At 63.7% G+C, this 20,845-nt stretch carries 20 protein-coding genes, 1 other RNA gene, 2 pseudogenes and 1 riboswitch; of the genes and pseudogenes, 8 read left to right on the forward strand and 15 right to left on the reverse strand.

The window, feature by feature from the left end:
* The first annotated feature begins 245 nt into the window (after positions 1 to 245).
* The 4 genes and pseudogenes from XalbCFBP2523_RS01255 to XalbCFBP2523_RS01270 all read left to right on the forward strand — a co-directional run bounded on the left by XalbCFBP2523_RS01255 (position 246) and on the right by XalbCFBP2523_RS01270 (position 3,874).
* A complete protein-coding gene (locus XalbCFBP2523_RS01255) occupies positions 246 to 2,603 on the forward strand; it encodes a DNA translocase FtsK (RefSeq protein WP_012915960.1) in 2,358 nt (785 codons plus the stop codon).
* A gap of 62 nt (positions 2,604 to 2,665) precedes the next feature.
* Positions 2,666 to 2,962, forward strand: a pseudogene (locus tag XalbCFBP2523_RS01260) (transglutaminase); the annotation flags it as partial.
* A 97-nt stretch (positions 2,963 to 3,059) separates the two neighbouring features.
* Complete coding sequence (gene lolA, locus XalbCFBP2523_RS01265) at positions 3,060 to 3,686, forward strand: outer membrane lipoprotein periplasmic chaperone LolA (RefSeq protein WP_045758001.1); 627 nt, start codon at positions 3,060 to 3,062, stop codon at positions 3,684 to 3,686.
* Between the two features lie 112 nt (positions 3,687 to 3,798).
* A non-coding RNA gene (locus XalbCFBP2523_RS01270) (sX9 sRNA) lies at positions 3,799 to 3,874 on the forward strand.
* Between the two features lie 4 nt (positions 3,875 to 3,878).
* Here the strand turns inward: XalbCFBP2523_RS01270 and dmeF are convergent.
* Complete coding sequence (dmeF, locus tag XalbCFBP2523_RS01275) at positions 3,879 to 4,901, reverse strand: CDF family Co(II)/Ni(II) efflux transporter DmeF (RefSeq protein WP_045765704.1); 1,023 nt, start codon at positions 4,899 to 4,901, stop codon at positions 3,879 to 3,881.
* Positions 4,902 to 4,983: 82 nt separating this feature from the next.
* Between dmeF and XalbCFBP2523_RS01280 the strand changes: the two genes are divergently transcribed.
* Positions 4,984 to 6,357: a replication-associated recombination protein A gene (locus XalbCFBP2523_RS01280; protein WP_045765705.1), complete on the forward strand. Its 1,374-nt coding sequence runs from the start codon at positions 4,984 to 4,986 to the stop codon at positions 6,355 to 6,357.
* A 100-nt stretch (positions 6,358 to 6,457) separates the two neighbouring features.
* Positions 6,458 to 6,528: riboswitch (Fluoride riboswitch) on the forward strand.
* An 80-nt stretch (positions 6,529 to 6,608) separates the two neighbouring features.
* Positions 6,609 to 7,952 carry a voltage-gated chloride channel family protein gene (locus XalbCFBP2523_RS01285; RefSeq protein WP_045765706.1) on the forward strand — a complete coding sequence of 448 codons (1,344 nt, stop codon included), beginning with the start codon at positions 6,609 to 6,611 and terminating at the stop codon, positions 7,950 to 7,952.
* A gap of 143 nt (positions 7,953 to 8,095) precedes the next feature.
* Here the strand turns inward: XalbCFBP2523_RS01285 and XalbCFBP2523_RS01290 are convergent, their stop codons facing one another.
* The 11 genes from XalbCFBP2523_RS01290 to XalbCFBP2523_RS01340 all read right to left on the reverse strand — a co-directional run bounded on the left by XalbCFBP2523_RS01290 (position 8,096) and on the right by XalbCFBP2523_RS01340 (position 16,567).
* Positions 8,096 to 8,752 carry a tetratricopeptide repeat protein gene (locus tag XalbCFBP2523_RS01290; protein WP_045765707.1) on the reverse strand — a complete coding sequence of 219 codons (657 nt, stop codon included), beginning with the start codon at positions 8,750 to 8,752 and terminating at the stop codon, positions 8,096 to 8,098.
* Complete coding sequence (locus XalbCFBP2523_RS01295) at positions 8,746 to 9,216, reverse strand: cytochrome c-type biogenesis protein (RefSeq protein WP_045765708.1); 471 nt, start codon at positions 9,214 to 9,216, stop codon at positions 8,746 to 8,748. The genes XalbCFBP2523_RS01290 and XalbCFBP2523_RS01295 overlap by 7 nt, the downstream gene beginning before the upstream one ends.
* Positions 9,213 to 9,755 (reverse strand): DsbE family thiol:disulfide interchange protein, encoded by a 543-nt coding sequence (locus XalbCFBP2523_RS01300; protein ID WP_045765709.1) that lies wholly within the window; start codon positions 9,753 to 9,755, stop codon positions 9,213 to 9,215. The genes XalbCFBP2523_RS01295 and XalbCFBP2523_RS01300 overlap by 4 nt, the downstream gene beginning before the upstream one ends.
* Entirely contained in the window at positions 9,752 to 11,734 is a 1,983-nt protein-coding gene (locus XalbCFBP2523_RS01305) for a heme lyase CcmF/NrfE family subunit (RefSeq protein WP_045765710.1), read from the reverse strand. The genes XalbCFBP2523_RS01300 and XalbCFBP2523_RS01305 overlap by 4 nt, the downstream gene beginning before the upstream one ends.
* Positions 11,735 to 11,783: 49 nt before the next feature.
* The gene (gene ccmE / locus XalbCFBP2523_RS01310) at positions 11,784 to 12,251 is read right to left on the reverse strand and encodes a cytochrome c maturation protein CcmE (RefSeq protein ID WP_045758005.1); all 468 of its coding nucleotides are present in this window, start codon (positions 12,249 to 12,251) and stop codon (positions 11,784 to 11,786) included.
* The gene (gene ccmD, locus XalbCFBP2523_RS01315) at positions 12,235 to 12,450 is read right to left on the reverse strand and encodes a heme exporter protein CcmD (RefSeq protein ID WP_045765711.1); all 216 of its coding nucleotides are present in this window, start codon (positions 12,448 to 12,450) and stop codon (positions 12,235 to 12,237) included. The genes ccmE and ccmD overlap by 17 nt, the downstream gene beginning before the upstream one ends.
* On the reverse strand, positions 12,447 to 13,262 hold the full coding sequence (gene ccmC, locus XalbCFBP2523_RS01320; RefSeq protein ID WP_045765712.1) for a heme ABC transporter permease CcmC: 816 nt from the start codon (positions 13,260 to 13,262) through the stop codon (positions 12,447 to 12,449). The genes ccmD and ccmC overlap by 4 nt, the downstream gene beginning before the upstream one ends.
* A gap of 10 nt (positions 13,263 to 13,272) precedes the next feature.
* On the reverse strand, positions 13,273 to 14,640 hold the full coding sequence (locus XalbCFBP2523_RS01325; RefSeq protein WP_104629880.1) for a S8 family serine peptidase: 1,368 nt from the start codon (positions 14,638 to 14,640) through the stop codon (positions 13,273 to 13,275).
* Positions 14,637 to 15,278, reverse strand: coding sequence for a hypothetical protein (locus XalbCFBP2523_RS01330; RefSeq protein WP_045765713.1), 642 nt, complete (start codon positions 15,276 to 15,278; stop codon positions 14,637 to 14,639). Before XalbCFBP2523_RS01330 ends, XalbCFBP2523_RS01325 begins: the two co-directional genes overlap by 4 nt.
* Positions 15,275 to 15,859 (reverse strand): RNA polymerase sigma factor, encoded by a 585-nt coding sequence (locus XalbCFBP2523_RS01335; protein ID WP_045765714.1) that lies wholly within the window; start codon positions 15,857 to 15,859, stop codon positions 15,275 to 15,277. The genes XalbCFBP2523_RS01330 and XalbCFBP2523_RS01335 overlap by 4 nt, the downstream gene beginning before the upstream one ends.
* Before the next feature lie 63 nt (positions 15,860 to 15,922).
* Positions 15,923 to 16,567 (reverse strand): TorF family putative porin, encoded by a 645-nt coding sequence (locus XalbCFBP2523_RS01340; RefSeq protein ID WP_230599050.1) that lies wholly within the window; start codon positions 16,565 to 16,567, stop codon positions 15,923 to 15,925.
* Between XalbCFBP2523_RS01340 and XalbCFBP2523_RS16800 the strand changes: the two genes are divergently transcribed.
* Positions 16,560 to 16,715: a hypothetical protein gene (locus XalbCFBP2523_RS16800; protein WP_196297177.1), complete on the forward strand. Its 156-nt coding sequence runs from the start codon at positions 16,560 to 16,562 to the stop codon at positions 16,713 to 16,715. The two genes, XalbCFBP2523_RS01340 and XalbCFBP2523_RS16800, sit on opposite strands and share 8 nt — an antisense overlap.
* Positions 16,716 to 16,864: 149 nt before the next feature.
* Here the strand turns inward: XalbCFBP2523_RS16800 and XalbCFBP2523_RS01345 are convergent, their stop codons facing one another.
* The 3 genes from XalbCFBP2523_RS01345 to XalbCFBP2523_RS01355 all read right to left on the reverse strand — a co-directional run bounded on the left by XalbCFBP2523_RS01345 (position 16,865) and on the right by XalbCFBP2523_RS01355 (position 19,232).
* A complete protein-coding gene (locus XalbCFBP2523_RS01345) occupies positions 16,865 to 17,263 on the reverse strand; it encodes a c-type cytochrome (RefSeq protein WP_045765715.1) in 399 nt (132 codons plus the stop codon).
* 29 nt (positions 17,264 to 17,292) lie between these two features.
* On the reverse strand, positions 17,293 to 18,654 hold the full coding sequence (locus XalbCFBP2523_RS01350) for a hypothetical protein (protein ID WP_045765716.1): 1,362 nt from the start codon (positions 18,652 to 18,654) through the stop codon (positions 17,293 to 17,295).
* A gap of 65 nt (positions 18,655 to 18,719) precedes the next feature.
* Positions 18,720 to 19,232, reverse strand: a complete 513-nt coding sequence (locus tag XalbCFBP2523_RS01355) for a cytochrome b (protein WP_045756825.1) — start codon at positions 19,230 to 19,232, stop codon at positions 18,720 to 18,722.
* A gap of 492 nt (positions 19,233 to 19,724) precedes the next feature.
* On the opposite strand from XalbCFBP2523_RS01355, the pseudogene XalbCFBP2523_RS01360 reads away from it, so the two are divergent.
* Positions 19,725 to 20,845 (forward strand): annotated as a pseudogene (locus XalbCFBP2523_RS01360) (IS3 family transposase).

Below are 20,845 nucleotides of genomic sequence, written 5' to 3' on the forward strand. Positions count from 1 at the left end.
GCACCAACTCCGGCGATCGTCCATAGAGTGGCGGCCGGTCTTGGACGAATCAAGCTGCGCTGTGGAAACGCTGCGGCATGGAACGTCATGGCGCCGGCGCTTGCGGTCGCGTGCGTGTTCCCCGATCTCCAACGGTTACATCGCGCTCGGTAGGGAAGGGCGGCTCAGAAGAGCGCTGCTGAAATTCTGGGTAGAGTCGTTTACTATCAAATACTAACGGTATATTTCTAAGGTCTGGTTATAGCGTGGCAAAGCAGGTTCCGGAACGCGGTAAATCCCAGGGCGGCAATGCGGCGGCACGCAAGCAGGCCGCCGCGCCCAACCCGCGTCGGCAGAAGCTATGGCGCGATCTGGCACTGATCGCAATCGCGCCATTGTTGCTGTATCTGTTGGCCAGCTTGGCGACATATTCAGTCGCCGATCCGGGGTGGTCGCACACCGGCAGCGTGGTCGCGCCGGTCCATAACATGGGCGGTAAGTTTGGCGCCTGGATCGCCGACATGTTGTTGCAACTGTTCGGCTATGTGGCATTCCTGTTGCCTGTGGTGATCGGTGCGATTTCCTGGATCGCGCTGTTCGGCATGGACCACGATGGCGATGGCGAGGCCGACCTGGGTCCTGCGTTACGCTTGGTGGGCATCGTCGGGTTGATGATCGCCGCGACCGGGCTGCTGCACCTGCGCTTGTTCGCGGGCGACGTCGGCGTGGCTGGTGGCATCCTTGGCAAGCTGGTTGGCAATTCGCTGGCGGCGGGTTTCGGTGCGCTCGGCGCCAACCTGTTCGTGCTGGTTCTGCTGTTGGTCTCGATCACCCTGGCCACCGGCCTGTCTTGGTTCGCCCTGATGGAGCGTATCGGCAAAGCGGTGATGACGCTGCCGGCGCTGGCTCGGCGTGGCACCCAGCAGGCCAACGAATGGCAGCAGACCCGCGCCTTGCGCGAGGAGCGCGAGGAGGTCCGCAAGGTCGATGCGGTGCAGCGCGCCAAGCGCGAGCCGGTCAAGATCGAGCCGCCACCGACACCAGTGGTGGAGAAAAGCGATCGCGCCAAGCGCGAGCAGCAGATTCCCCTGTTCTATGGGACCGGCGGCGATGCCTCGGGCCTGCCGCCGCTGGCCTTGCTGGACGATCCAAAACCCCAGGCCAAGGGCTATTCCGAGGAGACTCTGGAAACCCTGTCACGGCAAATCGAGTTCAAGCTCAAGGACTTCCGTATCGATGCACAGGTGGTCGGCGCCTATCCAGGGCCGGTGATTACCCGCTTCGAGATCGAACCGGCGGCAGGGATCAAGGTTAGCCAGATCAGTTCCCTGGATAAGGACATTGCCCGTGGTCTGTCGGTGAAGTCGGTCCGCGTGGTCGACGTGATTCCGGGCAAGTCGGTGATCGGCCTGGAAATTCCCAACGTCAGCCGCGAGATGATCTACCTCAGCGAATTGTTGCGCTCCAAGGAGTACGACAAGTCGACCAGTCCGCTGACTCTGGCGTTGGGCAAGGACATCGCGGGGCGCCCGACGGTGGCGGACCTGGCGCGCATGCCGCACCTGCTGGTCGCCGGTACTACCGGCTCGGGCAAGTCGGTGGCGGTGAATGCGATGGTGCTGAGCCTGCTGTACAAGGCATCGGCCAAGGAACTGCGGATGCTGATGATCGACCCCAAGATGCTCGAACTGAGCGTCTACCAGGGCATTCCGCACCTGCTGGCACCGGTGGTGACCGATATGAAGGAGGCCGCCAACGGCCTGCGCTGGTGCGTGGCGGAGATGGAGCGCCGCTACAAGCTGATGAGCGCGGTCGGGGTACGCAACCTGGCCGGCTTCAACAAGAAGGTCAAGGATGCCGAGGACGCCGGGCAGCCGTTGATGGATCCGCTGTTCAAACCCAATCCGGATCTGGCCGAGGCGCCGCGTCCGCTGGAGACGCTGCCGTTCATCGTCATCTTCATCGACGAATTTGCCGACATGATGATGATCGTCGGCAAGAAGGTCGAGGAGTTGATCGCGCGCCTGGCGCAGAAGGCGCGTGCGGCCGGCATCCATCTGATCCTGGCCACTCAGCGTCCATCGGTGGATGTGATTACCGGCCTGATCAAGGCCAATATCCCGACCCGGATCGCCTTCCAGGTCAGTTCCAAGATCGACTCGCGCACCATCCTCGACCAGTCTGGCGCCGAAACCCTGCTCGGCCACGGCGACATGTTGTACCTGCCGCCGGGCACGGCGATGCCGGACCGAGTGCATGGCGCCTTCGTCAGCGACGAGGAGGTGCACCGGGTGGTCGAGCACCTCAAGGCCAGTGGCCCGGTCGACTACATCGAAGGTGTGCTCGACGAAGTCCAGACCATGGGCGACGGCACCGTGGTCGGCGCGACCGGCTTGCCCGAAAGCAGCGCAAGCGGCGGCGACGAATCCGACCCGTTGTACGACGAAGCGCTGCGCATCGTCACCGAAACCCGGCGCGCTTCGATCTCCGGCGTGCAGCGGCGGCTGAAGATCGGCTACAACCGCGCCGCGCGGCTGATCGAGGCGATGGAAGCGGCCGGCGTGGTCAGCCCGCCCGAACATAACGGCGATCGTAGTGTGTTGGCGCCGCCACCGCCGAAGTGAACCGCGCGACGTTGATTGTGTCGGGCCCTGGCAAGGGAGCGTGGCAGACCCCTGGTGTCCCTATCGGCCGACGCACGATGTTCGTGCAGCTCAACGAGCAAAACCGCAAGCGCATCGAGGAGTCGATCATTGCCTTCTCCGCTTTCAATGGTAGTGGCGAACTGGAATTGCAGGGCACGCCGCAAGACCTGAGTCGGCCATCCGGAGATGTCTACCGCTTTCTGCACAGCGAGACCTATTGGCTGACCTTTCCGGACAGTGTGCCGATCATCGCGATTCCGACCGACATTCGGTTCCGTAACGCCGCTGGTGAATACACCGCGAACTGGGTTCGCGAGGGGCAGACCGTGATCGCCACGCAATGCAGACCGAACATTGAGCGACACGACGCCGTCTGATCGCCGATTCAGCACGCGTGCGTCACACTTCGCATTCTCCGTCCGGAAATCCATCCGTATGCTTCGCACACTCCGCTATACCGTCCTCGTCACCGCCTTGTTGGCCAGCACCGCCTACGCTGGTGCACGCGAGGATCTAACGGCTTTCACCCACGGGCTCAAAGGCTTGGATGGCCAATTTGCACAGAAGGTCTACGATGGCAAAGGCACGCTGAAGGAGAGTTCCAGTGGCCGCGTCGCCCTGTCGGCACCGCGTCTGTTCCGTTGGGAGTACCGCAAGCCGTATAGCCAATTGATCGTGGCCGATGGCAGCAAGGTGTGGGTCTACGATCCGGACTTGAAGCAAGCCACGGTGCGCACCCAGGGGGCCGAGGAGCAAAATAGCCCGCTGACTGCGCTGATCGACCCGGGCAAGCTCGATCGCCAGTACGACGTCAGCGAGGAGGCGGTGGCGCGCGATGGCCTACAGTGGTTGACCATGACCCCGAAGGTTGGCACCGAGGCCAACTTCCAGTTGGCCAAGCTCGGTTTCGACGGCAAAGGCCTGGCCCGGATGGAGGTGGTCGACCCGGTCGGCCAGCGCACCGAGATCAGCTTCAGTGGCTGGGAGCGCAACCCGCGCTTTACCGCCGGCACCTTTCGCTACGTCCCGGAAAAGGACGTGGACGTGGTTGGTGACCGCTGAGGCGTGTCGCGCCCCGTGACTGGCATGCGGGGCGTTTGTTAGCCACTCTTAGAGTACCTAACAAAACGACTGCGTCGCTGTCGGACGGGGGCAGGCAGTGCTCGGAATCCTCATGTGCCGCTTGTACGCTGCGGTTCCTGCGCGCTGTCCGCGCTCACCCGACGGCGATTTGTGAGGTTTTGCTAGCCACTTTTAGTCGCAACATGTCTGTACTTCGATGCTGACGTGTCCCAACGTCGCCATGTCGTGCAGGCGCGCGTGATAGAACGCGACCGGCCGTGGCCGATGCGTCACCAACGACACGATCGCCGCGTGTTGCCCAGGGCCGATCCGCCACACGTGCAGGTCGGCGATGCGTTCGTCGTCCTGTTCCAGGCGTTCGCGGATCTGCGCTTGCAGCGCGTTCGGCGCCGACGCGTCCAACAGTACGGCGCTGGTATCGCGCAGTAGTCCCAGCGACCAGCGCGCGATGACGATGGCGCCGACGATGCCCATCAGCGCGTCAGTCCACTGCCAGCCCAGGTACTTGGCCAACAATAGGGCGATGATCGCCATCACCGAGGTCAGCGCATCGGCCAGCACATGCACGTAGGCCGAGCGCAGATTGTGGTCGGCATGCGCGTGCGTGCCATGGCCTGTGGCGCCGTGCGCTGCAGCGTGATGCGCGTGGTCGTGATGGCGATCGTCGTGCCCGTCGTGGGAATGCCGTTGATCGTGATGACCATGATGATGGCCATGCGCATGATCGTGGTGGTGATCGGCGCCCAGCATCCAGGCGCTGAGCAGGTTCACCAGCAGGCCCAGCGCGGCGATCCACAGGGCTTCGTCGTAAGCGATCTGCACCGGCTGCGCCAAGCGCAGCGCCGACTCCACGCCGATGCCGAGCGCGATCAATGCCAGGATCAGTGCGCTGGAAAACCCGGCCAGATCGCCGACCTTGCCGGTGCCGAAGGTAAAGCGCGGATTGTTACGGTGCCGGAGCGCGAACCAGTAGGCGAAGCCCGCCAGCGACAGTGCACCGGCGTGGGTGGCCATGTGCAGGCCGTCGGCCAATAGCGCCATCGAGCCGGTCCACCAGCCGGCCAAGATTTCCACACACATCATCGCGGCGGTCAGCGCCACCACCGCCCAGGTGCGGCGCGCATTGCGCTCGTGGCGCGCGCCGAGGAAATTGTGCGAATGCGTGAATGCATCCAGGGTGCGGTGGTGGCTCATGGCGGGACTCGCTAGGCAGTGTGACCTGGGCGATTGTAGCCGCATGCCGTCGCTGCAGCGGTCGCGGCGATAGAATGCCCACGTGACCAAGCGCAAACGTCTCGCCTCCGATATTCCTGATCTGCTGCGCGTCGATCGTGAAGCGATGCGACCGCTGGCCGAGCGCATGCGCCCGCAGACGCTCGAGGAGATGGTCGGACAGAAGCGTCTGTTGACGCCATCCAGCGCGCTGCGTCGCGCGGTTACCGCCGGGCGTGTGCACTCGATGATCCTGTGGGGGCCGCCCGGTTGCGGCAAGACCACGTTGGCTTTGTTGCTGGCACAGTATGCCGATGCCGAATTCAAGGCGATTTCGGCGGTACTCTCCGGCTTGCCGGACGTGCGGCTGGTGCTGGCCGAGGCCGCACAGCGTTTCGCCGATGGGCGGCGCACAGTGCTGTTTGTCGATGAGGTGCACCGTTTCAACAAGGCGCAGCAGGACGCGTTTTTGCCTCACATCGAGCGCGGCACCATCCTGTTCGTCGGCGCCACGACAGAGAATCCCTCGTTCGAGCTGAATTCGGCGCTGTTGTCGCGCTGCCGCGTGCATGTGCTGGACGCGGTGTCGCCTCAGGACATCGTCGAGGCCTTACAGCGTGCATTGCACGATGCTGAACGTGGATTGGGGGCCGAGCAGATCCAGGTGTCCGATGCGGCCTTGTTGGAGATCGCCAGTGCCGCCGACGGCGACGTGCGGCGCGCATTGACGCTTCTGGAAATCGCCGCCGAGCTGGCTCAGGACGAGGGTGGCGAAATCACGGCGCAGACCTTGCAACAGGTGTTGGCCGATCGCACCCGCCGCTTCGACAAGGGCGGCGAACAGTTCTACGACCAGATTTCGGCGTTGCACAAATCGGTGCGCAGTTCCAACCCGGATGCGGCGCTGTACTGGTTGACGCGCATGCTCGATGGCGGTTGCGATCCTGCCTATCTGGCGCGGCGGCTCACGCGCATGGCGATCGAGGACATCGGTCTGGCCGACCCGCGCGCGCAGTCGATGGCGCTGGAAGCCTGGGATATTTATGAGCGTTTGGGGAGCCCGGAAGGCGAACTGGCGTTCGCGCAACTGGTGCTGTATCTGGCCAGCACCGCAAAGTCCAATGCGGGCTACGCCGCGTTCAATCAGGCCAAGGCGGAAGTGCACGAGAGCGGGACGCAGGAGGTGCCGTTGCACCTGCGCAACGCGCCGACCAAGTTGATGAAACACTTGGGCTACGGTGCGGACTATCAATACGACCACGACGCCGAAGGCGGCATCGCCCTGGACCAGACCGGGTTTCCCGACGCGATGGGCGAGCGCGTGTACTACCGGCCGGTGCCGCGCGGGCTGGAGATCAAGCTCAAGGACAAGCTCGACCGGCTGCGCGCCGCGCGCGAACAAGCGCGTGCGGAGAAGACCAAGCCACCACGCAGTTGACCCAAGCTGTGCGCTGGTTACTCTGGTGCCGCTTGCATCGGTAGAGGGTGCATGATCTTGCGTGGCTGCGGCTGGACACGCGACCGGCCGTCTTCCATACTGCGCCGCAGGAGATGGCGTTCCTCCTTTAACCACCGTGCGATCCGCATGGTTGATGACGCCTACAGCCGCCCGATCAGGTCGGGGCTGTAGGCGTGCGCGTCCACATCCCTCGCTTCGGTTGGTCCGATCCATTCGTGCGGAGACCACCGATGCCTCTATTCCAACGTCCCGAACAGTTCGATGTCATGCCTCATCTGGGCAAATGGTTGTTCATCTCCAGTGTTGTGGGGATGATGGCAGGCAGCGCCTCGGCCTTCTTCCTGTTTTCCCTCGACCACGCCACAGCCTGGCGCGAAGCGCACCATTGGGCCATCTGGCTGTTGCCAGTGGCCGGATTCGGCGTCGGTTTGGTCTATCAGCTGTTGGGCAAGCCGGTCGATGGCGGCAACAACCTGATCATCGAGGAAATCCATGACCCGAAGCAGGTCGTGCCGTTGCGCATGGCGCCACTGGTGCTGGGCGGTACCGTGGTCTCGCACCTGTTCGGCGCCTCGGTGGGGCGCGAGGGGACGGCGGTGCAGATGGGCGCAGCATTGGCCGACCAACTCACCCACGTATTGCGCATGCGGCGTCAGGACCGGCGCATCCTGTTGATGGCGGGTATCAGCGCTGGTTTCGCATCGGTATTCGGGACGCCGTTGGCTGGCGCGGTGTTCGGCCTGGAAGTGCTGGCGATCGGGCGCATGCGCTACGACGCGCTGTTCCCCTGCATCCTCGCCGCACTCATCGCCGATCAGACATGCTTGGCCTGGGGCGTGCATCACACGCCATACGCGATAGGTCAGAGCGTGCCGGTGAGTGTCGGCAGCGTCATATCCGTGGTCGCTGCAGGCATCGTGTTCGGCCTGATTGGCATGCTGTTTGCCACTGCCACGCATCGGTTTGGCGCTGTGGTCAAACGCGCGATCGGATACGCGCCGTTGCGGCCGGCCATCGGCGGCATCGTGATCGCCACGGCGGTCTGGATATTGGACGCCTACCACTATGTCGGCCTTGGCATTCCTGACATCGTGCGCTCTTTTCAGCAACCGATACCGCGGTGGGATTTCTTCGGCAAATTCGTATTCACGGTGATGTCGTTGGGGACCGGGTTCAAGGGCGGGGAGGTTACGCCGTTGTTCTATATCGGTGCGACGCTCGGCAACGCGCTGGCGCCGCTGTTGCATCTGCCATTTTCGCTGTTGGCCGGCATCGGCTTCGTTGCGGTCTTTTCCGGAGCTGCTAATACGCCGATCGCCACCACGCTCATGGCGATGGAGTTGTTCGGCGCCGACATCGGTCCATTGGCTGCCATCGGCTGCGTCACCGCCTATCTGTTTTCCGGCCACACCGGCATCTACCATTCCCAACGCGTGGGACATGGCAAATATCGACGCGGTGAGCAGGTTGTGAAGATCGCCGGCCTGACTTCCCGACTGCGTCGCATTGTGCAGTGGCAGGAAACGCCGCCATCGTCGCAGACGCAGGAGAGCAACGATGAGCGCATGCAATGAGCGTTGCAGTGCGACGGCACAGCGTCTGCCGCATCTTCATCGGGAGATGACCGGCATGCGCCTATCCATAAGTTGTGGATGGCGATCTGTTCAAGGCAGTTCTCAGTGCCGACTCACGCGCGGTAGTGAGTCGCCTGGCACGCTCACTGATTGAGCGTGCGGGGCGGGAGTGCTGTCGTGCTGGCCCGCGCCTCGGCGATGGTGATCTTCTGCGCCACTGCCGCACGCAATGGCGTAGCGTCCGGCAGCAGACGTTGTAGTTGGCGCCAGTAAGCTGCGGCTTGCGCGTAGTGTTGTTGCTGAAATTCGGCGATGCCCAGCATCCATAGTGCGCGCTGGTTGTCCGGTTGCAGTGCCAGGACCCGTTCGAGCCTGTCGCGTGCCGCCGTGACGATAGCGAAATCAGGGCGTTGTGCCATGTCCGCTTCGACCCAGCCGAGCAAGGCCTCGATGTTGTCCGGGGCGAGCTGCAAGGCCTGCGCATAGGCCTGTTCTGCGTCGGCGTGGCGTTGCGCCTGTTGTGCGTCCCAACCTTGTTGCAGCAGGATTGGCAGCGCCTTCCCAATAGGCTCGGTCAGGGCGGGCGCTGCAGGTTGCAGCGGTATGCCAGCCAGTGCGGCGGGATCGCCGACATGCCAGTACACAATGGTGCCAAGCATGGGCAAGGCGATGACCAGCAAGGCGGCGATCGCATAGTGCGGACGCATGCCCTCGCGACGGGCCAGCAACGGACGCAATACGGCGAGCATGGCAATCCCGAGCATTGCGGCCACCGTCAGCACGAAACTCGCGATCACCAGCCATCCTCCGCTTCCGGCTCCGCCGCCATGGCATCAGGGCCACGGCCACGCTGTCGCAGTGTCGCCACGACCAGGCCGCCGCCTCCAATCAACAAAAGTGCCGGCCCGAACCACAGCAGCCAAGTCGTTGGTGCCAGCGGCGGGTCGTACAACACGAAGGCGGAATAACGCGCCACCATGTACTGTTTGATCTGCGCATCGCTACGCCCCGCTTGCAATTGTGCGAACACTTGATGGCGCAGGTCGCGTGCCAGGGGCGCGTCGGAGTCGGCCAGGTTTTCGTTCTGGCAGACCAGACAGCGCAGTTGCGTGGTCAGCCGCTGAAAGCGTTGTTCCTGCGCGTGATTCTTGAATGGCAACGGATCCACCGCCTGAGCGATGGCCGGCAGACTGCAGACGAGCCACAGCAGCAGCATCAGGTGCCAGCGGATGCGATGAAGCTTGCGGATAGGAAAGATGCTCATCGCCGCCCGTTGGTCAGCGCCGCGATCGCCGGGCGCAGTTCTTCGGCGAGCACCGTCTGCGTCAGGATGCCGACATGCTTGTAGCGGACCACGCCATGGGCGTCGATCAGGAAGGTCTCTGGTGCGCCGTAGACGCCGAGGTCGATCGCGCGCTGACCATCCTCGTCCACCAGCACCAGCGCATACGGGTTACCGCGTTGCGCAAGCCAGGCCGCTGTGTCGCGTGGATCGTCCTTGTAGGCGTATCCGATCAGGGGCACGCCCAGGGTGGGTGCCTGCGCCATCAGCAGCGGATGCTCTTCGCTGCAGGCTATGCACCAACTGCCGAAGACGTTGAGCAGATATGGACGGCCGCGTAACGCAGCGCTGCCGCTTTTTTCAGTTGGATGGTCCAGGCGCGGCAGCGAAAACGTCGGCACTGGCTTGCCGAGCAATGGCGATGGTAGTTCGCGTGGATCGTGGGTGCGGCTCCACCACAACCCGACCCCGAACAGCACCGCCAACAGTAGGAAGCCGAGCAACGGCAACACACGGCTCATGGTGTCGCTCCCATCGCATGTGCTGTGTCGGTCGCGCTGGGTGGCGCGGCGGCTTCATCAGGCCGTGCACGCAGCCGGCGCGCGCTGGCGCTGACGAAGCCACCGAGCATCATCAGCAAGCCGCCGGCCCAGATCCAGCGGATGCAGGGCTTGTCGTACAGACGCACGGTCCAGCCGTATTCGATGTGTTGGTCGTCCAGCGGTTCGCCCAGGGCGACATAGAGATCGCGCAGGATGCCGGCGTCGATGGCCGCCTCGGTCTGGATCCGTTCGCTGCTGTACAAGCGCTTTTGCGGATGCAGCACCGCCACCGTGGCGCCATCGTGCAGCACGGTCAGCGTGCCTTGTTCGGCTTTCCAGTTGGGGCCGTCGAGCAGATGCACGCCATCGAAGCGGAAATCGTAGGCGCCGATGCGGGTGCTTTGTCCTGGATCCAGGCGCACGTCGCGCTCTACCGATAGACTTTCCGACAGCAACACGCCAGCGACGAATACCGCCACACCGACATGGGCCAGCAGCATGCCGGCCATCTCTGCCGGAAAGCGGCGGCCGCGCGGTGCATCGCGCCAGCGGGTGTAGGCATACAGTGCGGTCCCCACGCCGACCCATGCCGCCGCTGCGACGCCTGCGACCGCACGCAAGGTGCCGGCCGTCAGCAGCCAGGCCAGCAGTGCGCAGCCCAGGGCAGCCAGGCCGGCGCGTGCGGCGACCGCGCGCAGCGCGCCGGGTTCGGTGCGGCCCCAGCGCAGATAAGGACCGAATGGCAGTAGCAGGATCACTGGTAGCATCAGCAGCGGGAACAGCAGGCCGAAGTAGGGCGGACCCACCGAGATCTTGCCCAGCCGCAGCACCTCGCCGAGCAGCGGAAACAAGGTGCCGAGCAAGACCATCGCCGCGGCCACGCTCAACATCAGATTGCCGACCAGAATCGCGGTTTCCCGCGATAGCGCGGTAAACGGTTTGCCTGCCGCCAGTCGCGGCGCGCGCAGGGCGTACAGCAGCAGCGATCCGCCGACCGCCAACACCAGGAAACCGAGAATGTACAGGCCGCGACGTGGATCTGCGGCGAAGGCGTGGACCGAGGTCAGCACGCCGGAGCGGACCAGAAAGGTGCCCAGCAGCGACAACGAGAATGCCAGGATCGACAGCAGCAAGGTCCAGGCACCGAGCGCACCGCGCTTTTCGGTCACCGCCTGGGTATGGATCAGCGCCGCGCCGACCAGCCATGGCATGAAACTGGCGTTTTCCACCGGGTCCCAGAACCACCAGCCGCCCCAGCCGAGTTCGGCATAGGCCCACCAACTGCCGGCGACGATGCCGGCGGTGAGGAAGCCCCAGGCGACGTTGGTCCAAGGACGCGCCCAGCGCACCCATGCTTGCTGCTGTTCGCCGCCCAGTAGCGCGGCGATGGCGAAGGCAAAGGCGACCGAGAAACCGACGTAGCCGGTGTAGAGCACTGGTGGGTGAAACACCATGCCGGGGTCTTGCAGCACCGGATTGAGCTCGCTGCCATCGCGTGGCATCGGCGAGAGTCGCGCGAAGGGGTTGGAGGTGAACAGGACGAAGGCCAGGAAGCCGCTGGAGACCAGCCCCAACACGCCGAGCACGCGCGCGGCGAAGGCTTCCGGCAGGTGTCGCCCGCTCCATGCCAGCGCCACCGTCCACAGGTTGAGGATGGCGATCCACAGCAACAGCGAACCCTCGTGCGCACCCCACACCGCCGCTAGGCGGTAGTACCAGGGCTGCGCCAGATTGGCGTTGGCGGCGACGTAGCGCACCGAGAAATCGAGGCTTAGCAGCGCATACGCGAGCAGCGCGAAGGCCAGCCAAGCGAACCCGGCCTGGGCATAGGCCGCTGGCCGCGCCACTGCCATCCAGGCGCGCTCGCCGCGCCAGGCGCCGAGCAGTGGCAGCACGCTTTGCGCAAGCGCCAACAGCAATGCCAGGATCAACGCGCACTGGCCCAGTTCGGCACTCATCGCGGCACCGTTGTCTTGCTGTAGACGCTGTGCACGGCCATGTTCAGGCTCATGGGTGCGTGGGCGCCACGCTGGCGCCCATGTGCGAGCGGGTGGCGTGTGCCTGGGCCATGGCGTCTTTCAGTTCTTGAGGCATGTAGGTCTCGTCGTGCTTGGCCAGCACTTCGGTCGCAACGAAACGCGCGCCTTGCATCGAACCGGTGGCGATCACGGCTTGGTTATCGCGGAACAGGTCTGGCAGGATGCCGGTATAGGCAACGGCGGTGGCGCCGGCTTTGTCGATGACAGTGAAGTCCACGCGCAGGGAATCGGCGCTGCGTCGGATCGAGCCGGCCTTGACCATGCCGCCGAGACGGAACACACGATAGCCCTTCGCTGCACCGTTCTGTACCTGGCTGGGGGTGAACAGGTAGCTGATATTGTGCTGAAGGGCCAGCACGAACAGTCCGGTTGCCAGGGTCGTCGCACCGAGCAATAACAGGACCAGCAGCAAGCGGCGTTTACGGGTTGGATTCATCGTGTTGCCAGGTGCCGGTGGAGACGCCACGTGCGCGGCGTGCGTGTTCGCGTATGACGTGCGTGCGGGCGGCGGCGAGCAAGCGCCGTTGCCGCCAGCGCGGCAGCACATAGTCCACCAGTAGCACTAGCAGTGCCAGTGCGTAGGCGGTCCACACATAAACGGCGTAGCCGCCCATGGCCCAAAAGCCGCTGTTCATCGCGCATGCTCCACCGGCATCGAAATGGACCCCTGCGCATTGGCCGGGAGCCGTGACGACGGTTGTGCGGCCATGGCGATCGTGCGGACCCAGGCTTTCCCGCACTCCAGCGCCAATAGATCGGTACGCATGCGTTCGAGCAGGCTCGCCAGGTAGTAGCACTTGCTGGCCAGTACTGCGGTCAACAGTGGCCAGAGCATGGACAAGGGCATCGTTGAGGGACCGAGGACGCGCACCGTGGAGCCTTGGTGCAACGTGTTCCACCACACCACGGAGAAATGCACGATCGGCAGATTGAGTAGCCCGACCAGCGCCAGCAGCGCCGCAGCGCGCGCGCCTTGACGCGGGTCGTCGATGGCGCGGTGCAGGCCGATCACGCCGAGATACAAGAACAGCAGCACCAGTTCAGAGGTCAGCCGCGCATCCCAGGTCCACCATGTGCCCCACATGGGTTTGCCCCACAGCGAGCCGGTGCACAGGGTGACGAGGGTGAATGCTGCGCCAATCGGGGCCGAGGCCATACACGCCACTTCCGCCAACTTGATCCGCCACACCAGCGCGATGAATCCGCTCACGCCCATCGCGGCGTAGATGAACAGGCTCATCCAGGCGCAAGGCACATGTACGAAAATGATGCGATAGGCGTCGTGCTGTTGATAATCCGGCGGGGCAAGCACCAGGCCGCCGTAGAACGCAACCGCGCCAAGCACGACGGCCGTGCCGAGGCTCCAAGGTCGCAAGCGACCGGCCACGCGGAAGAAGGTAGGAGGCGAAGCCAACCGGTGCAACCATATTGGAATCCACGAGGTCATGGCGCAGCACTCACTGAGTGGTGTGACGGATGCCGGGCAGGGCCTGCACCGCCGCCGCCGCGTTTATTTGCAGCATGCCATCGCGTTGCTGGCTGGTACGCAGTAGTAAGTCATGCACGTTGTATGCGTTCAGATGCGGCGATAGCGCCAGCAGCAACGCGACCACGCCACTGACGTGCGCGGTGGCCATCGACGATCCGGAGGTGAAGTCGTAGCCGCCGTCGGGTTGGGTGGTGAGGATGTCCTGCCCGGGTGCGCTCAGCACCCCAGCTGGTGCAGGCGTTGCCGTACTGCTGCGGACCACGATGACTCCCGGCGTGTTGTCGGGAAAGCCGTTCATGCGTCCGTCCGGCGGCATCGCCGCGACCACGATGCGGCCCTGTCGGAGCAGTTGTTCCAGCAGTTTGCGCAGCAGTGGGTCGGCGGGTCCGCCGAGGCTCAGGTTGACGATGCGTGCGGGGGTGTCGCCGATTGCCACCAGCGCTTTGGCCAGAGTGAAGGAGTTGCAGCCAGCACCGGCGCCGGGGTGTTGCGGATACCAGCAGGCCTTGTACACGTCCAGCATTGCTTTGGGCGCGATGCCGACGATGCCCAGATGGTTGTTGCTTCCGGCACCGATGATGCCGGCCACCTCGGTGCCATGGGGGTCGCGGTCGAACGCAGTGGGGTCGGCGGCCACCAGGTCGCGCACGATGCGCAAGCGTCCACGCAGGTCTGGATGGGCGGTGTCCGCGCCAGTGTCGACGATCGCCACCTCCACGTCCTGGCCCTGACTCCATACCTGCGCGGCGGCGGCGTTGGTGGCGACGAAGCCGCGTTGCATGTCCACGTAGGGATCGTTGTAGTGCAGCGCCTGCACCGAGGAGGCGGGCCTTGGTGCAGGCGTCGACGTAGTCGCAGGTGCCTCTGCGCTGGGATCTGCATAGGTACCGAATTCCTGCAGTGGCTGCGACAGCGCGACGCGCTCGTCCTTGGCCAGTTGTGCGAGCAGTGACGCACGGTCGCTGCCGGGTGCAGGCTCCAGCACCACGCAGTAAAGCCCCAGCGTCTTGATCGGCCAGCCGGCGACCTGACGCAGGCCGTAACGGCGATTCAACGCCTCCAACGTGGCGACCGCCTGGGTGCCGGCGCCGTAGTAGCGCGCGGAAGCGTAGCCGAGCAGATCCGAGCCAGCATGGCGGCTCGGCGCGGCCATCGGGTTGGCCACGGCAAGGACGATCTGGCGCTGGCTGTCCAATGTCGGTGACGGGTCCTGATACGGCAGTCTGGCACTGCTGGCGTCGCCCGTGGTGGCGAGCGCGTCGGGTGATCTGTGGGCGCAAGCGCCGAGAATCAGGCAGGCGGTAAGCAGGCTGACGAGACGTATGCCGATGATCATGGCGTGGAAATCGGCTCCGCTAAACGGATGCGGTTGCTGGCCCGCAATTGCTGCACATTACGCTGCGTCTGTGCCGCAGGGCCTGCCTGCACGGGTACCACCGTGTAGCCACCGGCGCCATTGGGGCCGGCGACCACATGCAACTGTAGCTTGTGCAGCAGGGCGTCCCAGTCGGCCATGGTCATGCGTGCGTCCGGCACCACCCGGATCGCACCCGTGGCCGGTGGCGGCGCGGTATCGCTGAGGGTACGGTAGACGGTGCCGCGGTCGTGATCGGCCGACAATCTGAAGCCAAGCACACCCAGACCGACAGCCTGCAGTAGCGCCGCCGCGACCAGTGCCCGTGTGGTCCAGCTGGAGCGCGGGCGCAGTGGACCCTGTTGGGGGAAGGGTGCATCCAACTGTTGGAGCAGTCGCTGCAGTCCGGCTTCGGCATCCACTGGTACATTGCTGGGCAGCGACATCGCCATGCGCAAGCGGCTCTGCTGCGCGAACTCGGTGCTGCAAAAACGGCACTTCGCCAAGTGTGCCACCAACCATTCGTTCTGTTCTTCCGTGGCACTGCCCTGCAGCACCCACGGCATGAGATCCCAGGCATGTGCGCATTCGTTACCTGGCTCGTTGAAGCCTGTTTTCATGATGCGCTCCCCGTTAGCGCTGACGTGTCGCCGGCCAATCCTGGCAACACATTGCGAAGCTTGACCCGGGCATGGAAGAGCCGGGCCTTGATGGTGCCCACCGGGCACTGCATGATCGTCGCGACTTCTTCCAGCTTGTGGCCCAGGCCGTACACCAGTTCCACCACCAGGCGCTGATCGGTCGATAGACGTTCCAGCCCTTTGCCTAGCCAGTCGCGTAGTTCGCGGTCTTCGTCCGGATCCGCCGCGGTGACGTGGTCCTCGGCGTTGGCGTCGTCGTCAATGGCGTCATCACTGTGGTGGCGGATCGCCTTGAGTCCGCAGCGGTAGGCGATGCCCATGATCCAGGTCGAGACCTGCGAGTCGCCGCGAAAATCGCGGGCTTTTTGCCACACGATCCAGAAGCAATCGTTGATGGCTTCTTCGATGATGTCCGGGCGCCGGGTCAACCGCGATAGGAACCGACACAGGCGCCCATGGTAGGCGCGATATAGACGAGCCAGCGCATCGCGGTCGCTGGCCACCATGCGCTGGAGCAGCATACGGTCAGTGACATCGCCGAGTAGATCGTTGTCGTTCATGGGGGAGGACTTGGCAACGGGCACGCGTATGTGCCGGAGTGGGAGGGAAAGGTTGCACCGGAATCAGAAACTGCGGGACACGCTGGCCACCCAGGGCCATATGCCCCGGCCAGGGTAGCCGGTACGGGAGTTGCTGAACACGCGCTCCAGTTCCACGTTCCAGTGGCCGGTGGTGTAGATCAGCCCGGCGTGTCCGTAGTGGTAGTGTGACGCGTATTCCAGTCCATACATGGCCGGTGGAGCCTGGCTGATGCCGATCCCTGCCGACAACGATAGCGCCCCGATCAATGGCTGATGTGCGGTGAGGTCGGTTGCGCCGTACCAGCGCGGGCGCAGGCCACTGTCGGGCATCTGGAATGCGGCCAGGGAAATACTGAGGCGGTCGCGGTAGTTCCAGCCGAGGCTGGCCTCGTTGCGGTTGAACAGCCGGTTGATGAGATCGGTGGGATAGCTGTAGCGCAGAACCTCCGCCTGCATCTGCCAATTATCGGACAGGGTCCAGCTGCGTGACAGGCTAGCGGCGACCATCAAGACCTTGCCTGGTGCGTTCAACGCGGAACTGGCCGAGACGTTTACCGACCAGCCTGGAGAGGGCAGCCAGAACAGCGTGCCTTGGAGCACCGGGGTGTCGCGGGTCAGCGCAATGCCGCGATCGACCAGTTGCGAACTGAGCCCAGCGGCACCGCCGAAATCGCTTGCAGTGGCCACGTCCGATATCGATGTGGCCGCGACGCTCAGCGCCAGTAGAGGTCCAGCGGTCCTAAGGGGCCTTGCCGGCCAGCGTCCCACGAGCGGGGTGACCACCCGCAAGAGCCTGTTCAGCATGCGTGAGCAGGCCTACGGCGATGTGGGATGAGGACGACGGTCGAGGTAAAAACGTTAACGGAAACAGGACAGGGGTGCACGGGGTGGGGGGCTCGATGCTCGCAGGTCAGGGCTCCCGCCTGGCATGGCACGATGGCCGGCCAAGCCGGCCCCCGAATATGACCTGATCGCGCAGCGACTTCAATGCAGGCTGTGGAGATAGGTGATCAACTCTTGCAATTGTTTGTCGTCGTCGAGTCCGTCGTACTTCATCTTGGTCCCGGGCATTGCCTTGGACGCCGGCTGTGACAAGTAGCTGTGCAGCTTCTCGTCGCTCCAGGTCCACTGGCTCTGCTTCATGGCGTCTGAGTAGTTGAAGTCCGGCACGCTGCCGGCACGGCGTCCGGCGACTCCGAACAGGCTGGGGCCTTTCTTGTTCTTGCCTGCCGTGGCGCTGTGGCATTCGGCGCACTCGCTGGCGAACACGCCTTTACCGGGCAGGTCGCCGGCGGCATGTGCGGCGGGTACAAGGGCAAGGCTCAGCGGCAACAGACCGACGATCAGGGTGCGCCACAGCGAGAAGGTGTTGACGGGTTTCATGATGGATGAGGTTCTGGGCATGGGGGAAATCAGAAGGCAAGGCTCAGCGACACGGAGAACTGGTTGAGGTCACCCGGGCGGGTGGGTGGCAGCGCCCCGAAAATATTACCGGTGGTGCCGTTGAACTTGCTGAAACGGAACCAGCTTGCCGACAGGCGCAGGTTGGAGATCGAAGAGAACGAATCGTCCTTACCGAACGGCGCCCAATACGCAACGATCAGGTTGCTGGTGGTGTCCGGCGCACCATACGGGCGATAGCGGAACGGATCGTTCGAGCCGGTGTTGATGAAGTGCGCCAGCAGCACGCCGTAGGTTTGCCGGTAGGCGTAACTGAGGCTGATCGATTGGTCATGGATGCTGGCGCGGCGCGCGCTGGTCAGGCCGGGTGTGGTCGGGTCGATCAGCGTACTGCCGTAGCGGCGGCGCTCGTAGATGTCGAGATAGCCGAGTTTGAGGACGTGTTCGCGGGTACCCAGGAACTGGTAGTTCAGGTCGTAGCCCAGGTCGGTGAAGTCGTCGCGTGGGCCGGTGCTGCGCGGCAATTGGCGCTGAGTGGTGAGGGCGACGACGCCAGCGGAGAAAAACTGTTTCTTCAAATCCTTCATGTAGCTCAGACGCAGGTAGCCGGTATCGCTGAGCTTGCCTGGATCCCCTCCGATGCCGTAGCCCAGGTCGTCCTGGGTAGACACGGGCAGGGCGGTGTAGGTGCCGACCTCGCCGTACCAATTGTTATCGTAGAGGCCGTAGACACTGGTGCCGATCACGCGGTGCGACAAGGAAGACTGGTTGAGCAGGCTAGTCGAACTGGCGTATGTGGATGCCGGGCCGAGACCGGAGGCATTGGGAAGCATGCCGATCGGATCCTGGGCGCCGGGATTGTTGTTGACGGTCACGCCCAGCACCGCGTCCTTGCCGCCGACCTGGAAGCGCTTGGCGATGGCGCGCAAATCCAGGTTGTCCAGCCTGGTGGTGTACTTGTTATTGCCGTTGTTGGTGGTGGTGACCTTGGCGTAGCCGCCGATGTTGTCGGTGATGCGGCCGGCCAGATACAGGTTGGCTGTGCTGAAGCGCGCAGGGCTTGGGCCGTGCTTGGGCACGCTTTGGGTGGCGGTGAGTTCCGCCGAGACCGGGATCTTGGTGCCGTTGCCGTCGGTGTCGGTGTAGCCGCTCATCTTGAAGCGAATGCCGTATGGCGTCAGTGCCGGACCATAGGAGCCGATGTGGCAGTCCGCGCACGACGAGCCTGTCTGCCGCGCGAAGGCGGGGACCGCTGCCGCACGCGGGCTGAGCATCAGTAACAGCGAGCCGAGCGCCGACCACAGCAATATCTGCTCGGCGCCGCGTGTCCTGTCGTGACGGGAGAAGGAAAAGACGGACGGGACGTAAGGCATGCGATAGGTCCTTGGGCTGGTCGGTTCGGTGACGGGCTAGGGAAGAGAGCAGGAAAATACGGAATTCAATGTCGGCGCAGGAACGGCAACATGCGTCTTAGTACCTCGTCGCGGCGGACGAAGTGGTGCCACAGCGCCGCGCCGATATGCAGCACGATCAGCCCCAGCAACCCCCAGGCAGCATATAAGTGCCATGCGCCCAAGGTATCGGCCAAATCAGGATCCGCTGCGACAAATGTGGGCAGCGTCGCACCGAATATGTGTACCGGCTTGTCCAGCGCTTGGCTCAGACCAATACCCAGCACCGGCAGAGCCATCAACAGCGCGTACAGGGCGATATGCGTCAGTGTCGCCAAGGCGCGTATCAGCGCCGAGCCGACCGCGAAATCGTGCCTGCGGCCGAGCCGCAGGCGCACTGCCACGCGCAGGCAGAACAGTCCGAGGACGAACAGGCCGAAGTGGCGGTGACCTTCCAATAGCCATTGGCGCAGTGTTCGCCCATCGACCTCTTCGCGCAGCAGGATCAGGCCAGCCGCCAACACCAGGCACAGCACGGTGAGCCAGTGCAGCCATACCATCGGGCGCGGCAAGGCGGCGGAGGGCGCAAGCGCTGGGCGAGCGTGGGAAGCCGTTTCGGCATCGGCCTGCGTGGGGGAGGTCATGGCCTTTCGCTTTGGTCCTAGTGAGGCGATGCGTGGGGCAGTGGCATGAAGCGGGGCGCCGCTGCAGCGGTTGTCCTGTATGAGTGTCGGGGGGGCGGCAAAAGGTTGTCTGGTCGCGATGAGATTTCCGCAATTGTCTTGTCGGCAACCTTTCCGTAGGCCTGTGGCACTTAAGGAAGGTCTGAACAAGTCTGCTCAAATGTAGGACACTGTCGATCCGCCACCAAGCAGTCCCCGCGATGACGCAGCTGACCTTCTCTGATGTCGAGTATGCGGGCGGGCAAGCGCAAGCAGACGCGGCGCGAGGTGTTTCTGGCACAAATGGAACGTGCCCCCCCCGGAAAACCGGGCCAACGTAAAGTAGAGACTTCGCCGGCATGGGCCCCCGTCATCACGAGGAGTCAAGCGATGAAGAAGTCACGGTTTACCGAGGAGCAAATTGCCTATGTGCTCAAGCAGGCCGAGTTGGGGATGGCGGTCGGTGAGATCTGTCGGAAGATGGGAATTGCCGAGGCCACGTTTTACGTATGGCGGAAGAAGTACGGTGGTCTGGGGCCGTCTGAGCTCAAGCGCTTGCGACTGCTGGAGGAGGAACACCGCAAGCTTAAACAGCTGGTGGCCGACCTGAGCCTAGATAAGGCGATGCTGCAGGAGGTCGTCACAAAAAAGCTCTAAGGCCTGCCCAACGACGCACCTGGGTAGGCCAGCTACGTGAGCACTTCGGGGTAAGCGAGCGGCATGCGCTGCGGATCATGGCGATGTCGCGCTCGGCGTTTTCCTACAAGGCTAAAGCACGCGATTGCAGCGCCATCCGTCTGAGGATGCGCGAGATCACCCAGACGCGTGTGCACTAAGGGTGTGAGCGCGTGTTCGTTGTGCTGCGTCGTGAAGGATAGCGGGACAATCACAAGCGCGTACACCGCATTTACAAGGAGGAAGGCCTATCATTGAGGCATTGCAGGCCCCGACGCAGTCGCAGCGCACGGCGACGTCAACCGAGACGGGTCGCCACCGCACCGAATGCACGATGGGGCATGGACTTCGTCAGTGATGCACTGTTCGATGGTCGCCGTTTCCGGTCGCTGACGGTGGTGGATCACTTCACTCATGAGTGCCTGGATATCGTTGTTGACCAGTCGTTGAAAGGCGATGGCATTGCCGATGCGATGACACGGCTGGTGGCGCAGCGAGGCAAGCCTGCGGCGATCAAGGTGGACAACGGAAGTGAGTTTGCCGGCAAGGTCATGGATCGGTGGGCATATGAAAACGGGGTGGAGCTGGACTTCTCCCGGCGTGGCACACCAACCGATAACGCCTTGGTGGAAAGCTTCAACGGACGCCTGCGGCAGGAATGTCTCAACGAGCATTGGTTCTTGTCACTGGCCGACGCACGGAGCAAAATCGAACAGTGGCGGCGCTTTTATAACGAGGGGTGCCCGGATATAGCACTCGGCGGATCACCCCCATACAGAAACTGGCGCTTGCCGCATAGCTCCACTTTCGGAGTCAGCAAAAACCGGTGGGATTAA

Origin of the sequence: Xanthomonas albilineans, assembly GCF_002939705.1 — a bacterium.
Classification (GTDB): Bacteria; Pseudomonadota; Gammaproteobacteria; order Xanthomonadales; family Xanthomonadaceae; genus Xanthomonas_A; species Xanthomonas_A albilineans.